The 15,567-nt window shown below is 33.2% G+C and carries 14 protein-coding genes; 5 read left to right on the forward strand and 9 right to left on the reverse strand.

Annotated features, from left to right (window positions below):
• Positions 1 to 321 precede the first annotated feature (321 nt).
• The 3 genes from FVB9532_RS11425 to FVB9532_RS11435 are packed head-to-tail and all read left to right on the forward strand — an operon-like array spanning position 322 to position 6,131.
• The gene (locus tag FVB9532_RS11425; RefSeq protein WP_194716541.1) at positions 322 to 3,483 is read left to right on the forward strand and encodes a SusC/RagA family TonB-linked outer membrane protein; all 3,162 of its coding nucleotides are present in this window, start codon (positions 322 to 324) and stop codon (positions 3,481 to 3,483) included.
• Between the two features lie 13 nt (positions 3,484 to 3,496).
• Complete coding sequence (locus tag FVB9532_RS11430) at positions 3,497 to 5,065, forward strand: RagB/SusD family nutrient uptake outer membrane protein (protein WP_150545308.1); 1,569 nt, start codon at positions 3,497 to 3,499, stop codon at positions 5,063 to 5,065.
• Positions 5,066 to 5,075: 10 nt separating this feature from the next.
• The gene (locus tag FVB9532_RS11435) at positions 5,076 to 6,131 is read left to right on the forward strand and encodes an IPT/TIG domain-containing protein (RefSeq protein ID WP_194716542.1); all 1,056 of its coding nucleotides are present in this window, start codon (positions 5,076 to 5,078) and stop codon (positions 6,129 to 6,131) included.
• A 212-nt stretch (positions 6,132 to 6,343) separates the two neighbouring features.
• On the opposite strand, the gene FVB9532_RS11440 is transcribed toward FVB9532_RS11435, so the two are convergent.
• Complete coding sequence (locus FVB9532_RS11440) at positions 6,344 to 7,237, reverse strand: AraC family transcriptional regulator (protein WP_150545310.1); 894 nt, start codon at positions 7,235 to 7,237, stop codon at positions 6,344 to 6,346.
• 94 nt (positions 7,238 to 7,331) lie between these two features.
• Between FVB9532_RS11440 and FVB9532_RS11445 the strand changes: the two genes are divergently transcribed.
• Entirely contained in the window at positions 7,332 to 7,682 is a 351-nt protein-coding gene (locus FVB9532_RS11445) for a DUF983 domain-containing protein (protein WP_150545311.1), read from the forward strand.
• Positions 7,683 to 7,699: 17 nt separating this feature from the next.
• Here the strand turns inward: FVB9532_RS11445 and FVB9532_RS11450 are convergent, their stop codons facing one another.
• Positions 7,700 to 8,524, reverse strand: a complete 825-nt coding sequence (locus tag FVB9532_RS11450; RefSeq protein ID WP_150545312.1) for an alpha/beta hydrolase — start codon at positions 8,522 to 8,524, stop codon at positions 7,700 to 7,702.
• Between the two features lie 82 nt (positions 8,525 to 8,606).
• Between FVB9532_RS11450 and FVB9532_RS11455 the strand changes: the two genes are divergently transcribed.
• Complete coding sequence (locus FVB9532_RS11455; RefSeq protein WP_150545313.1) at positions 8,607 to 8,984, forward strand: winged helix-turn-helix transcriptional regulator; 378 nt, start codon at positions 8,607 to 8,609, stop codon at positions 8,982 to 8,984.
• Positions 8,985 to 9,217: 233 nt separating this feature from the next.
• On the opposite strand, the gene FVB9532_RS11460 is transcribed toward FVB9532_RS11455, so the two are convergent.
• The 7 genes from FVB9532_RS11460 to FVB9532_RS11490 form a co-directional block, all read right to left on the reverse strand.
• Positions 9,218 to 9,763 (reverse strand): DUF4377 domain-containing protein, encoded by a 546-nt coding sequence (locus FVB9532_RS11460; RefSeq protein WP_228482304.1) that lies wholly within the window; start codon positions 9,761 to 9,763, stop codon positions 9,218 to 9,220.
• A gap of 201 nt (positions 9,764 to 9,964) precedes the next feature.
• Positions 9,965 to 10,558 (reverse strand): hypothetical protein, encoded by a 594-nt coding sequence (locus FVB9532_RS11465; protein WP_228482305.1) that lies wholly within the window; start codon positions 10,556 to 10,558, stop codon positions 9,965 to 9,967.
• A gap of 293 nt (positions 10,559 to 10,851) precedes the next feature.
• Entirely contained in the window at positions 10,852 to 11,937 is a 1,086-nt protein-coding gene (locus FVB9532_RS11470; protein WP_150545314.1) for a TlpA disulfide reductase family protein, read from the reverse strand.
• A gap of 188 nt (positions 11,938 to 12,125) precedes the next feature.
• Positions 12,126 to 12,869 carry a hypothetical protein gene (locus FVB9532_RS11475; RefSeq protein WP_150545315.1) on the reverse strand — a complete coding sequence of 248 codons (744 nt, stop codon included), beginning with the start codon at positions 12,867 to 12,869 and terminating at the stop codon, positions 12,126 to 12,128.
• Positions 12,870 to 13,027: 158 nt separating this feature from the next.
• The gene (locus FVB9532_RS11480; protein ID WP_150545316.1) at positions 13,028 to 13,522 is read right to left on the reverse strand and encodes a hypothetical protein; all 495 of its coding nucleotides are present in this window, start codon (positions 13,520 to 13,522) and stop codon (positions 13,028 to 13,030) included.
• 261 nt (positions 13,523 to 13,783) lie between these two features.
• On the reverse strand, positions 13,784 to 14,371 hold the full coding sequence (locus tag FVB9532_RS11485; protein WP_150545317.1) for a 2OG-Fe(II) oxygenase: 588 nt from the start codon (positions 14,369 to 14,371) through the stop codon (positions 13,784 to 13,786).
• Between the two features lie 332 nt (positions 14,372 to 14,703).
• Complete coding sequence (locus tag FVB9532_RS11490; RefSeq protein WP_150545318.1) at positions 14,704 to 15,462, reverse strand: hypothetical protein; 759 nt, start codon at positions 15,460 to 15,462, stop codon at positions 14,704 to 14,706.
• Positions 15,463 to 15,567 lie beyond the last annotated feature (105 nt).

A 15,567-nucleotide genomic window follows, 5' to 3' on the forward strand; every position in this document is an offset into this window, starting at 1 on the left:
GAGTTTTTTTGTTTTATAAAGTCACTTCATTTAAAATTTACCTTCTTTTTTCGTTATGCTTTTTTATAAAACTTCTTCTTTGATTTAATTTTTGAGCAATATGTATTTATAATGTTTTTTATGAAAGAAAAAATATTATAAGTAAATGATAAAATAGTATTGAAATGAACTGTATTATCTATTTAGTTTTGGATATCGTAAAATTTGCGCACAAAATTATTAATGCTTCAATTTTAAGGCCTTAAAAATATAAATCTACGAAGCCAGGTTAAAGCCAATACAATAACTATTATGCAAAAACACAGAAATAAATCTTTACCTATGACAAGATTTTTACAATTATGCCTTTTGTTTTTTGCGTGCTTTTCATTTTCACAAATACAAGCACAGCAAAAGACGGTAACGGGTACTGTAAAAGATGAAAATGGGATGCCTTTATTGGGCGTCAACGTTTTAATTAAAGACAGCAATACCGGGACTACTACCAATTTTGATGGGGAATATCAAATTAGTGTAAATAACGAAAACGTTATCGTTTTCAGCTATGTGGGTTTTGTACCTGTTGAAGAAAAAGTAGGCGAAAGAAACCAGATTGATGTGACCTTAGCTGAAGATTCTGAAAGTTTAGCAGAAGTAGTGCTCATTGGTTATGGAGCTCAACAACGGCAAGATGTAAATGGTTCTGTTTCTAGTATAGAAGCTGAAGAAATTGAAAATATTCCGCAAGTAAGTATAGATCAGTTAATGCAAGGTCGGGCAGCCGGAGTTACCATCAGCCAAAATTCCGGTAAACCGGGAAGTGCTGTTTCAGTAAGAATTAGAGGAATTACTTCTATTACGGGTAATAATGAGCCTTTGTACGTAATCGATGGAGTACCCATTTCAGGAGATTCAAGAAACACCAGTACTAGCGGAAGAACCGATGCGTCTGATTTTGAAGGAACAGGACAAGTGGGGACAAGCCCATTGTCTTCCATTAACCCGGCCGATATTGAGTCGGTAGATATCTTAAAAGATGCTTCTGCAACTGCTATTTATGGTTCCCGTGGAGCTAACGGAGTAGTGATTATCAAAACCAAAAGTGGGAGCAAAAACCAAGATGGGAAATTACGTTACAATACGTATTTAGCCATGCAGGAACCTCAAAAGTTATTAGATGTGATGAGTTTGCCAACGTATGCGAAATTGCAGAATGACTTGGCCGATGAGTTTAATACAGATCCTCGTGTTGAATTTACTAATCCGGAATTATTGGGTCCAGGAACAGATTGGCAGGATGAAGTTTTTCAACAAGCGTGGATGCAAAACCATCAATTATCGTATTCTGGAGGTTCAGAGAAGACCAATTATTTAATTTCCGGAAGTTACCTTGATCAGGAAGGGATGGTTATAGGTTCTGGTTTTAACCGTATCACGTTAAGGGCCAATATTGATTCACAGGTAAAAGACTGGTTGCACGTTGGAGCCTATATAACTGCCAGTAGAACCGATGAAGATATTACCCTAAATAGTAACCGAAATGGTATTGTAAGTCTGGCATTATTGCAGGCGCCCGATGTTGCGGTAAGGAACCCTGATGGTACTTTTGCCGGACCACCCAATGATCCTACTGCTGTAGAAGGAAGTATTAACCCTGTAGCTCTTGCTTTAAGTAGGACCAATAATTTGCTTAAACATAATTTGTTGGGGAATATATATAGTGAATTTATATTATTGGATGGGTTAAAGTTTAGAAATGAAATTGGAGGTAATTTTGATTTTAGTGATAACAGTATTTTTACGCCAACCTATAGCTGGGGGCGATTTATAAATGAATATGCTACCCTGTTTGAAAAGCGTGCTGAAAATAGATTTTGGATCATTAAAAACTATATTAATTACAATAAAAACTTTAATGGAATCCACGATCTTAACCTTTTAATAGGGCAAGAAGCCCAAGAATCTGCTTGGGAAGGCGTGCTTGCTACAGGACAAGAATTTGTAAGTAATAATTTACAAACCTTAAACAACGCAGAAAGAATATTAGACTATGGAGCTTACCAAGGGAGTACATCATTGAACTCTTACTACGGAAGGGCTTTATATTCATTAAAAAACAAATATGGGCTAACGGCCACATTCAGGGCAGATGGATCTTCTAAATTTGATCCTATGGGAGATAAACAATGGGGGTATTTTCCATCGTTTGCAGCTTCTTGGAAAATTTACAAAGAACCTTGGATGGAAGGTGTAAATAAAACCGTTGATAATATCCGATTGAAAGCAGGTTATGGTGTGGTAGGTAATCAAGGTTTACCCAATTACCGCTACGGCGCCAGTTTAGCAAGTGTACAGACAGGAGCAGGTTTAGGTTATTATGTGAGTAATATACCTAACCCGGACTTAAAATGGGAAGAAAGTACCCAAGTAAACTTAGGATTGGATTTCTCCTTATTTAAAAATAGGTTGAACACCACTATTGAAGTTTATAGTAAAGAATCAAAAGATTTCCTTTATCAATTGCCATTACCGGTATTCTTAACAGGACCTTCGGGTGATGAATCTTACTTAGGTGGTTTGACTGCACCTTATGTGAATTTAGGGGAAATGTCCAATAAAGGAGTGGACCTTACGATTAATTATTCAACTCTACAATCAAAAGATTTTAGTTGGTCTAGCAGTTTAAATTTTTCTCATTATAAAAATAAAGTAACTTCTCTTTATAGTGATAATTTGGAAGTTATTAGAAGTATTACCTCAGGTTACTTAGCCACCCCCATTACAAGAACGGTACAAGGAAAGCCCGTAGGAATGTTTTGGGGGTATAAGGTAAAAGGGATTTTTAGGACTCCGGAAGATATAAATGGAGCTCCAGAACAATTCGGCATCCCTTTTTCTGATAATATCAATGATAATCAATTAGGAGATATTCAATATGAAGATATTAATGGAGATGGCGTTATCAATCAAGATGATAGGACTTTTATAGGGAATCCACATCCAGACTTCACCTTTGGCTTCACCAACAATTTTTCCTATAAAAATTTCGACTTAAGTATTTTCCTTCAAGGGTCTTACGGTAATGATATCCTGAATTTAACCCGAAAAGAAACTACCGGCTTGGCAAGATTCTACAGTAACCAATTGGTAGAAGCTCAAGATTATTATACCCCGGATAATACCGATGCTAAATACCCAAGACCGCGTCGTGGGGACGATAACCAAAACATATTTGTTTCTGATAGGTATGTAGAGGATGGTTCTTATTTAAGAATTCAAAACCTAAGCTTAGGGTATAATTTACCTTCAGATTTAATTAGAAAGATAGGCATGGGTAAATTAAAAATTTATGGGACCATTCAAAACCTATACACATTTACAGATTATTCAGGGTACGATCCCGAAATAGGGTCATATAACGGAGATGCTCTGCAAACAGGTGTAGATAGAGGTAGATACCCTATTCCAAGAACATTTACATTAGGTTTAAATGCAGAATTTTAAAACATATATTACTATGAAAGATATAAATTTAAAAATGAGAATCTTACCAATATGTATTTTAATATTATTGGTAAGTGCTTGTAGCGATGATTTTTTAAATCGACCGCCGGAAGATTCGGTTGCTTTAGATAATTTTTATTCAAGTGAAGAAGAATTAATGGCCAATACCAATGTTCTTTATGGAACCCCATGGTTTAATTTTAATACAAAAGCGTTTTGGGCAATTGGAGAATTAACCGGAGGAAATGCACGTACCTATTCTGGAGATGTAATAAATTTCGGCAATTTCACGGTTTCTGGTGATAACACTGTTCTTACCGATGGCTGGGAAAGTTTATGGGGAGTTGTGGCGCAATCTAATGCCATGATAAATTTTGTGCCGGAGCGAGTAAGTTCTTCAATTCCTGAGAGTGCTGTGAAAAATGCATTAGGAGAAGCTCATTTTATGCGTGCTGCAGCTTATTTTTATTTGGTTAGAATTTGGGGAGCTGTTCCGATTATTGAAAACAATTTAGATTATGTTTATGACCCTCAAATTCCTAAAAATAGGATAGAGGATGTATATGAGTTTATAGAAAGGGATCTGCAGTTTGCCATTGATAATTGCTATGAAAAAATTAGAGGTGAAAATTATGAAGCGAACATTCATGTTTCCAGCGGATCTGCAAAAGCATTAAAAGCCAAAGTTCATCTTTACCAAGAAGAGTATCAAGAAGCTAGACAACTCGCTGAAGAAGTTATTAATAGTGGTGAATTTAAACTTTTTGGGATAGACTTACCTTCCAAAAGTTATGCAGATTTATTCCTTACCGAAAATAACAATAATCAAGAATCGATCGTACAAATGCAGTGGACCGCTCAAGGATATGGTAGGGGAAATGCTATGCAAGCATCTTTTGCCATTAGTTCTCAAATTACGGGAACAGGCGATGGTTATGGCGTTATTGGGCCCACCTTAGATTTACAAGATGCTTATGAGGATGGGGATGTACGTAGAAAACCTACCATTATGTTAGAAGGAGATTATTATCCCGAAATTCTTTCTGAAGAAGGTGGATACACCGTACCGGAAACAGTAAATGCCCAGTTAACCAAAGCCGGAATCAAGAAATATGTAGTGGGTACGCCAGAAGATAATGGGGGCGAAGGTTCTTCTCATTCAGCTGCGAATAATACGTATATTATGCGCTATGCCGATGTGTTGTTAATTCACGCCGAAGCTATTTTAGCAGGTCAGTCCAGTACCAGTGATCCTGCAGCGCTAGATTCATTTAATACCATAAGACAACGGGCAGGTTTAGGAAGTTTTCCTTCTATCACCTTAGAAAATATTCTTCAAGAAAGAAGGATTGAGTTTGCTATAGAAGGTGATTATTGGTTTGATTTAGGGAGAATAGATCGCCAAATGGCTATTGAAATAATTAGTAACCAAGAAAGAGGAATTTACAGCAACGAAACCGGTGAAGTATATTCTGAAAATTACACTCCTTCTTCTGATGATTTTTTAATGCCTTATCCTTCCACAGATGCTGCTTTAAATCCATTATTATTGGAAGAACCACAACCTTATGATTTTAATTAAAAGAAATAGTATGAAAAATATAAAAATAATTTTAGGATTAGTTTTCTTAACGATTAGCTCGATAGGTTTTATTTCCTGTGAAGGCGATGATAGCGGTCCGGCTACTGTAGATGGCCCTCCTGTGATTAATAGGGTAACTTTGGCCATTAACGATTCTACCACAACGGTGGGTTTGCGTGAAAATATGTACCGTATTTATGGAGAGAATTTGGCTACCACTAAAGAGATTTATTTTAATGATACCAAATCTTATTTTAATCCAACGTTGGTCACCAATACGACCATATTGGTTTCTATTCCAAAAGAAACTCCTTATTTTGATGCTAGCGACGAACTTAAAGTAGTGACTTCAGAAGGAGTTGCGGTTATTGATTTTCCTATCGAGCAACCAGCACCTGAGATCGATAGTTTTTCGCCGGTGGCAGCAGGAGCCGGTGAAATTGTTACCATTGTAGGAAGTATTTTTGAAGGGCTAGAGTCCGTACGTTTTGGAGAGACAGAAGCTGTCATCGTTTCCTCTACAAGCACAGAGATTCAAGTAGAAGTACCTGAAGGAATCGTACAAAGTTATATTTTTGTTGAAACCCTTGGTGGAGTTACTCAATCTGAACAAGCCTTTGGATTTAAATTCGTGATCTATGATGATGCCCTCAAAGAAGGTTGGTGGGTTGGAGGCTGGGATGGTTCCGAGGATTTTGAGAATACCGAGCAAGTGAAAAGAGGGGATTTTTCCATTAAAAGAATTTACAATGGAGGATATTCTGGTTTTCAAATAGGGAATGGGGGTGCTCCATTACCAATTTCAGATTACAGTGCTGTTAAGGTCTCTATTTATGGAGAGCAAAATGTAGGAAATTTAAGATTCTCCATTAATGCGTTAAATGAACAAGAGCTAGGAGTGATTTTACAAGTAGAAGAGGGGCAATGGAATGATTTTGAAATATCATTAGATGACCCTGCTTTAATTGGAGAGAATGAATTAGAAGTATTTTCTCAGATTGTTATTCAAGAACTAAGCGGTAATAGCAATGTGATTATTTACATCGATGATTTAGGATTAATATAATTAAACTTTTGAAATAAAATTTATACGCTAACTAACCTCCAATTAATTTAGAAATTTTAAATTTCTATGAATCGGGCCCTAAAAAGCCCGATTTTTTTATGGAATTAGCTCAAGTAGCTGTAGAGAAAAGCTAACTTAAATTTCTTAAAGCTACTGGTTTTTAAAGATGAGTAATTGTACTTGGGGAAGATTTAATTATTGAATAGCGTGAACTATTGGTGAACTTCGTTTTGGTTCCTGTATTTTTTTCTAAAACCCATTGGTGTAAATCCGGTTTTAAGTTTAAAAATTTTAGAAAAGTAAGAATAATCAGAAAATTCTAAGCTGTGGGATATAGCCGTCAAGTTTTCATCAGCATGCACAATTAATCGTTTTGCTTCTAAAATTACCCGTTCGTAAATCAATTCAGAAGTTGTTTTACTAATCGTTTCCTTGACCACCCTATTTAGGTGTTTGGTGCTGATATTTAATTGCTGTGCATAAAACTTCGGTAATTTTTCTGTTTGAAAGTTCTCATCTATCAGAATTTCAAGTCTTTCAAGAGTTTTTAAATAATTGGGAGAATAGCTCTCTTCGTTAGAGATGGTATCGGTATACGCTCTCAAAAGATCAATATAAACCGTATTGATTAAACTCACTATTTTTAATTCTTTAAAAGGCTTGTTTTTTGTGAATTCTGTATATGTCTCTTCTAATTTTTTATATAAACTGCTTATTTTTTTGTCAGGTAATTGAAGCAGTGGAGGATTTTGAAAAGAGTAGTAAAAGGGGAATTCATGAAGTTTATGCTTTAAAAACTTCAATTCGTAAAACTCTTGAGAATGAAAAAAAATAAATCCTTCCGGAGGGGAATCAAACTTCCAAAAATGGGTTTGGCCAGGTCTTAAAAAGAAAACACTGCCCGGCGTAATGCTATAAGAATTAAAATCGATTTCATGAACTCCTGTTCCTTTGATAAACATCACACATAGATAGAAATTGTGCTTATGAGGCCTAGCGATCAATTTTTTATTTAAAGAAATATGATTGGAAAAAGAATTTATATAGAAATCTTTTAGGCTTTCCGTTTCTTCAAATTGATTTATTTTGAGTACAGGGATTTTCATAGAAATGTCTTAAAAGTACAAAAAATAGCAGGAAAAATATAATATTCATGAATAATTGAGGGATTAATTTTGCATAGTTAAAAGTTTTGATGTGATGAATAAAGCCTTAGAGATTGTAAAATGCAAGTGTCCCAAATGCGGGAAAGGAAATATGTTTAATAAAAAAGGGAATATTTTTTTATTTAAACTGCCTGAAATGAATAAGCGTTGTAAGCATTGCGATTATAAATTTGAAAAAGAGACAGGTTTCTTTTTTGGAGCTATGTTTGTAAGTTATGCTATTGCAGCAGCAGAAATGATATCGATTCTTGTTTTATTTTGGTATTTAATAGACTTATCACCATTAAATGTCTTTTTTATTATAGTTTTTGTTGCCGTTTTATCGAGTACTTTCAATTTTAGGCTTTCCAGGTCTATTTGGACTCATATTTTTTATAAGAATTGAAATTTTCCATTACTCGATTATTCAGTTATTAAATGTTGCTTAAAATAGACAAAATGGTACTCAATTGATTTGGACCAATAGGCTGTAGTATGATTTCCCGATTGCAGAGAAAACCGAATGGGTAAATTTTTAGATAATGCCAATTTTTTAATTGCTAACGTGTTACTTAGTAATGGATCTTGTAAGCCACAATCAATAAAAAATCCCTTTTTAAAATTATTATTTCTAAGTAAATAAGATATACTGTATTTTTCCCAATTATGTTCTTTTGGGTTACCTAATGTCATTTCCAAATCGTCTGTCATTCGGTTGCTATCAAAGAATACGTTACTAATTTCTTTAAAGTTTTCATAATCAAATTCAAGGGCTCCACTTGTTGAAGCAGCGGTATTAAAAAAATCGGGATGCTTTATAAATAAACTTAGCGCTCCATAACCACCCATACTTAAACCAGTGATAAAAATATTGTTTTCTGCAATGCTGTATCTTTTTTTAATTTTAGGTACCAGTTCTTTAAAAAAGAAATCTTCATATTGAAAGTTTTCTAACTTCGGACTATTTAAATAGTAATTCACATAGCCTTCAGGACAAACTAAAATCATCTGGTAGTTGGTTGCTAATTTTTTTAAATCGGTTGTTTTATTCCATTGCTCGTAATTTTCACTATATCCGTGTAGCATAAAAACCAACGGATAGGTTTTTGACGCTTGGTAGTTATTAGGTTTTTGAACAATTACCGGTACCCGGTGTTCAATATAGGTTGAGTTTATGGTTAGTGTTTCTTGTGCCCAAAAAGATGATACTAACATCATAGCGATGGTTGATAAAAAGATATTTTTCATTTTTTGTATTTTTATCAAAGATCCTGAATGGTGATTTTAGAAACAATAACTAACAAAATTGTTAGTAGTTAAATTATTGATAATGAGAAAAAAGGAATCAACAAATTTTGAAAACGAACAGTTTTTGTTTAAGGTATGTGAATTGAATTCTGCAATTGCTATGATCAGTGGTCGTTGGAAATCACAAATAGTTTATTCTATTTCACAGGGCAGCGATCGGTTTCATTTATTACAACAAGAATTACCGAATATTTCAGAAACCGTTTTGGCAAGACAATTAAAGGAATTAGAAACCCATGCTATTTTGGTAAAACAGGAAATTTCAAATACAGTTCCTGCGGGTATTCAATATGTATTAACGAATAAGGGCTGTGATTTAGTTCCCATTCTTAAAAACCTTTGTGAATGGGGGAAGCTGTACGAAGGAGGGAAAGAAATTTCAGTGGCTCCTACGATTTAATTTTTTTTAAACTTAGTTGGATAATTGATGGTTTTATTTACATAGTTTATTGAACACTACCTTAACTATCATCAGCAGACTATAAGTTGAAATTTTTCTTCTAGTACAATGCGCTATTATTACAAGTTAAACTTTTGTTTAAGCAAATAGAGCCAAATAGAAACTCCATGAAGATTTTTAGAAGCAGATGAGGACAAGCAATTACTTATAATCGCAATTGTTGATGACAGTTTTTAATTGAGTTCAATTAATTTTATTTCATCGTTGGAAATTCTCTTAAAGGTTCCGGTTACAAAATCTTGATTTTGTAAACTATTTTCTAATTCATTACAAAGGTTGTTACAATCAATATTCGTTTTATTAAGCAATTTTAAACCATTATCTGTTGTTATAAAGTTTTCGCCGTTTATTTTTAAATCTATTTCAAAAGGAGTTTCATTATCTACTTCTTGAGTTGACTTAATTTCTAAAAGAGTGTATTTCATAGAACTTCCATCGGCAGGGGGATTGTTTATTGGCTCTGTCTTTACAGATAAGTTATAAATAGTGCCAGGTTGGTAATTAAATCCTTCAATAGTTGAGTAGAATTTAGTCCAATTTTCAGTTCCAATTTCAGTTTCTTCTTGAACCATTAGCGTTAAAACAGGACCTAGCGCAATACCTGTATTCTGAAAATGATTAATCCTCATATCGATAGTTGCAGTTTGAGGTTGGTGGTCGTCATTGGAACAAGATAATAATGTTCCAAGAATCATTAAAAGTAAAATTTGTTGTTTCATTAATCTCTAATCTTTTCTCTTAAAAGTAAGATGTATAATTAGCTAAGAGGTTGCGTTTATATTGTTTTAAATTTGATGGGATAAGTGTTAGTTACTGATTAAATCAGTATTTTTTGGGTTGGTAAATTATTCAACAATTCTGAGTGGATTTAGTTTACACTGAGCGGAGTCGAAGTGTAGTCGAATCGGCCGTAATTGCGGTTATGTATTGTTGCCAATAGTTTTTTTAATATTTTCTTCTATTAAATTAACTTTTTCAGTCCAGTATTCAACTGCTTTTTTTAAGTCAGTTTTTCTTTTCTTTTTTGTTCCAGTTTTGAATTCACTGGGCAAGTTGAACAAGAAATGTGAATTTTTATCCCAATCTTTACTTTTCTCGCTTTCTGTCTGTGGTTCTATTCTTGTCATCCAAAAACGTAAATTTTCAATATAGATTTCTTTTTTCTCATTTAGAAAGTCAATTAGAGTAGGTTTTTCTTTGGGAATGTAACCAGGTCCAGTACAACCGCAAGAATGAAAAGTGATTCCAGTTTCAAACAAGTCTTTCATATGATTCCAAGCCTTCAAGTCAGATTTTTTAGGAGACTCAAAGTCCAATCCCATATTTGCCATCATTCCACCACATTCAGGACAGTTATACGGCTGATTTTCCCAAACCTTTGTATAAGCTATATTTCCATCAATATCAATTAATAATCTTCTCTTAAATGTTTTCCTACATTCAAAACAAGCATAGTGAGGTTTATATGAGTTAATTCCGTATCGGCACATTTTGGGTCCAATTACTGGCAACATTCGAATAAACGCATTACGTTTATCTACACCAGATAACTACTTCAAAAATAAATAAAATGTCGGTATTCTAAAACATTATAAATGGTAAAGAGTAGGTAAATTACCTATAAAAACTTAAAGCCATTTGCCTCCTCAGCTAACAAGGGAGGCATCAACAAAAAGCTCGTTTTATAGTTCTCTAACGAACAAGCTTTTGCCATTGCTAAACGTGGATTGCCATACCAAAAAGAATGTGTTTCAAATTTAAAGTAGAAAAGAGTTGTTTTATCTCAGATCTTTGTTACTTGCTTGTATTATTTAGTGTTAAACAACTCTTTCAATTTTTCATCTAATTCCTGTCCCCTTATAAATCTTGCGATGATTATACCGTTGTCATCAATCAAGAAATTATCGGGAATATCCCTAACTCCATAAGTCACGGCAGCTTGGTTATTATTTCCTTTTAAATCACTTACATTTTCCCAATTCAGCCCATCCTTTTCTATGGCTTTCCTCCATTTTTCTTTATCAGTGTCCAATGATACTCCGAAAATTTCAAATCCTTTGTCCTTGTATAGTTTGTATTGTTCTACCAGTTCTGGATTGAAACTTCTACAAGGGCCACACCAAGAAGCCCAAAATTCTATGAGGGTGTATTTTTTATGTATTTGGGAGAGTTTTGTCATTTTCCCATTGACATTTGATTGTTTAATATCTACAAACTTGTCTCCAATTTTTAAGTTTTTATTATTGGAGATAAACTCTGCTATTGCTTTTCCTTCTTCAGTAGATTTTAGGTCTGAATTTAAATATGAAAAAACGATGGCTGTTTCTTCACTTCCCATTCGTTCTTTTGACCAGTTTAGGCGAGTGAGGCTTTCGTAAGAGTTAGGATATTCTTGAATGAACTTATTGTTAATCTCAATTTCTATGTTTTGCATTTTTTCATAAATCTCAAAAAGGGAATCTCGATTTTTTTCTGTAACCTTTGCTTCGAGCTTTTCCATTTCCTTAAAAATTGAGTCTTTTCTTTTTAAAAGCATTTCCGATTCTTTCTGTGTTTCTGAACCTCTTATTCTTCCTTTAGAAAAGTTGCCTTTTTCAGCAATGAAATCTATTTGTCTATTCTCAAGCCAAAATGTCTTATCATCTCTGCTTTCGATAATTCTTAAATGTGCCAGTCTTGGGCGGCTTAAATTCCCCTTAAATTGGAATTCTTCATTGATTACAAATGTGGAATCAGCTATTTCATCAATTTTTGGGTAGAGGTACAATAAAACTTTAGTGCTGTCGGATACATTTTCTGCAAATCCATTAATTAAATATCCTTCATTTTTAGATTTGTCTTGACAAGAAGAAATTAATGCTGTCAGTAAAATTGTTTTTATGATGTACTTCATTTCGTTTTTGCTTGCTTGTAACGGGATTGTATAAGATTAGTTATGTTGTTTAAGCACCTAATTTAGCAAATACAAACCGAACTTGCCAGCCGGCAGGCTGGTAGAAAATCCGCGAGACACGAGCGAAGCGAACTGGCGCAAGCAATTTTCGTAAGTAGGCTTGTACTAGCAATTAATTTTACAGGGTATTACCTGCCGTTTTTATTTATTCTTTCTATCCAATTTTCTTCCAATTTCTCGTTGTCAAGATTTTGTTGAAACTCTGTATAAATGTGCTTAAAACAAAATTTCTTTTGTTCTCCTGTTCCAAATACTTCAAAATCTCCATTTTTGGTCTGGCTATATAAAACATATTCGGTTGTGTCAATTCCTTGAGTATTTCTACCGTAGAATGTTTTACTTAAATAGTCTGGTCTTCCGTCAGAGTTGAAGTTGTAAAGTTGAAATTCAAATCCTGTCCGAAATCGACCGAAATAAGTCTGTTTTCCTGTTTTTAAGTCGTAAATGATTTGATAATTAACTCCACATCCAAGTCCTGTACAAGGAGAACTTGTCAAAACAAATCCAATCAAAGATTCAGTTTCATAAAGACTTACTTGCTGTAAATGATTCGCAAAATTTACACTATCAACGCCCGATTCCCAAACTGCATTTGAAGTTACTTTATCAGAAGTCGTAATTATATGTTCGTTAACAGTAATTTCAAGACCTTTCTCTAATTCTACCCAACTAATTTTATGCTTTAATAATTCAAGTTCATTTTTATCTACGTCGTCAATTACCCATGTCGGTTCAATTGTTTTTGCCTTTAAATATTCTTTAATTAGTTGACCATAATCAACCTTTTCTGTTGAATTGTCTGTCTTATTAGTCGCTGAAATACAACTAATCAAGACTGCCAGAACTGTCAATATTTTAATTATCAGTTTCATTTTTGAAATAGCAGGTAACGGGAAGTGTATCTTTCAGTGGCGACTAAAAAAGCACAGCCCTTTATTTTCAATCGTAAGGTTAGAAAATAAATCCCAAACTTTTTGTTTTAGCTCCTAAACCTCTCCATTGAAGATACATAGTGTTCTAGATAGTTTTTTTAGAATTTTGATTTAATATATTTTTTCAGTTTACCTTTTTTTTGCTGTTTCATCAGTTTTTCCATATCTGAATTTTTTCCGAGTTCCGATTTATTCTTCTTGTAGAATTCAATTGCGTTTTCAGCTCCAGCTACTGCGCATTCTACTTTGTTCTTCGAGTAGTCATTTTCGAGACTATATTTAGTCCAACCGCTCATAAACGACATTAAGCAGTCAGCACAGTCTAAAGGAACAATTCCAGATACTAATTCTATTGAAACTGTTGGACTTCCGCTCATCCATTTCATCAAAAAAGCATTGATTTCTTTTCGCTTACTTGGATTTTCAGAAATAGGTGTTTTCAATAACCACTCAGTTGAATTCAGTACTAAATGCTCAGTTTTCTTGTAATCTTCAGCGTTTTCAAGTTTCAAATCACTTGGGATATCAACATTTTGAGCTAATAAACTAGCGCTTACAAATAGTAAGCAAATAAGCATTTTAATTTTATTCATAGTTTGTGTTTTAAATTACCTACAACATGCAAATAAACGCATTGGGTATATTTACCATTTATCAATAATTCAAATATAAGTAATTTAAAGGATTTCGTTTTTTAAAGGCCTAGGAAAGCTATATGTCTCAGTGGGTTTATGATTCCAAAGCCATAGGATATCGCTTAAATGTATCTTGTTTTTTAAACTAGCGGCTTTAACAACGATTACCGGTGTTGGCAACTGTTTTTCCTTAGTACTATTTCTAATATTTTTTAAATATTATCTATAAGGTGGACCCGAAACCCAACCAACAATAGATTGTCTTGTTCCTTTAGTAATTGGTGTTACTCGATGCATAACAAAGGATGGAAAAATAATAATGGTTCCTTTTTCGCGTGGAGCATTCACAATTTTATTATTGATCATAAATTGTAAATCTCCACCTTCATAAGCATCTGCATCAGATAATTGAATAGTCATGCTGAGTTTTCGAGCAGAAATTTCTCCTGCACCAAAATCTAAATGCCAATCAAAAAAATCACCTTCAGAATATCTTGTTAGTTGTAATTCTTGGTGGAAACCTAACAAATCAAACCAATATCGTTCATTATTACAATTAATTGCAAGACTTGCCAATTTACTGTAAATCCAATTGTTCTCAGGAACATTATCAATAAACATCACAGCGCTTTTTCGTAGCTCATCATTGTATTCGTCTTCTCCAGAAAGTGTTGCTTTTAAAATTTTATCTTCTTCCCAAAAATTAAGTATTTTATCTATTTCATGAGGAAGAAATAATCCTCTATAATAGATGTAATCTGAATAGTTGTGTTTGAGAGGAAGACCAAATGAGTAATTTATTGCCATAATGTTATTTTGATTTTTGTCAACAAGTGAATAACCGGAATTACGTTTATCTACACTGGATAACTACTCCAAATATAAATAAAATATCGGTATTGTAAAACATTGCGAATGGTAGAGGGTAAGCAAATTAACTATTAAAACTAAAGCCATTTGCCTCCTTCAATACAGCTACCAAGGTAGGGAGGAATCAACAAAATACTTGTTTTATAGCTCTCTAGCGAACAAGCTTTTGCCATTGCTAAATCAGGCTTGCCATACCAAGAAGAATGGGGCCAAATTTAATGTAAAAAGGAATTGTTTTTTACCTCAGTTCTTTGTTTGTGTGCAGTATTTTATATTTTCCATTCGTAATTATCTTCTTCACTTAAAATTTTGAAAATTTGATAACCAAACTCAGCTAAGTAATTCAATAAGTTATTTAAACTTTTATAATCAAATTTTAATTGAATAAAGTCATTTTCAAGTTTGTTTAAAGGAAATAGATATTCGAAAAGATCTTTATAGTATTTATTTTTAAAAATTTTTGAAGAATTTAATTGACCTTTAGAATGAGTAATAGAATGTCTTACTTCGGAAAAAATCCTAAAGAGTTCGCTAAACTTAAAATTAGAATTATTATCATTTGAGTATTTTAAGAATCTTTTTCCAGAAGCTTTCTTTATCATTTTAAAAATATCTTCTCCACCTTTTAAACTTTCTCTTGAATATTCTTTATTTAATTTTTCTTTAAAATATTTATCAGTTTGGATTTTTTGATAGACAAAATCTTTTAAAAGAGTTTCCAAAGCTTCATAACATTGAGAAAACGCTAGACCAAATTCTCTAGACAATATTTTTTCTATTTCTGAAGCATAATTTTTTTTGAAAGTTGTTTTTCTAATACCTGTATGAAATGTTTTTTTCCATCCATTATCAGTCGGTCCAGTCCAATCTCCAATAATTAAAGCAGTTCCTGATAAGAAATTAGCTTCTTTTTTAGTATACCTCTCCACATCTTTTAATAGGACTTTATTAATTCGATTAGTGGTATGCTTTAAATCATTTATTGTTTCGAAAAAGTTATCAAGATATATTTTATAGGGATTTTTCATTTTAATATGTCTCGTCCTAAAATATGGCTACAGGTTAAAAATTGATTTACGCTGCATTTAGGTATACCGTTTCAGGTGTTTTAAAGTTTAAAGATAAGTGTAATC

The organism is Mesonia oceanica (genome assembly GCF_902499555.1).
GTDB lineage: Bacteria > Bacteroidota > Bacteroidia > Flavobacteriales > Flavobacteriaceae > Mesonia > Mesonia oceanica.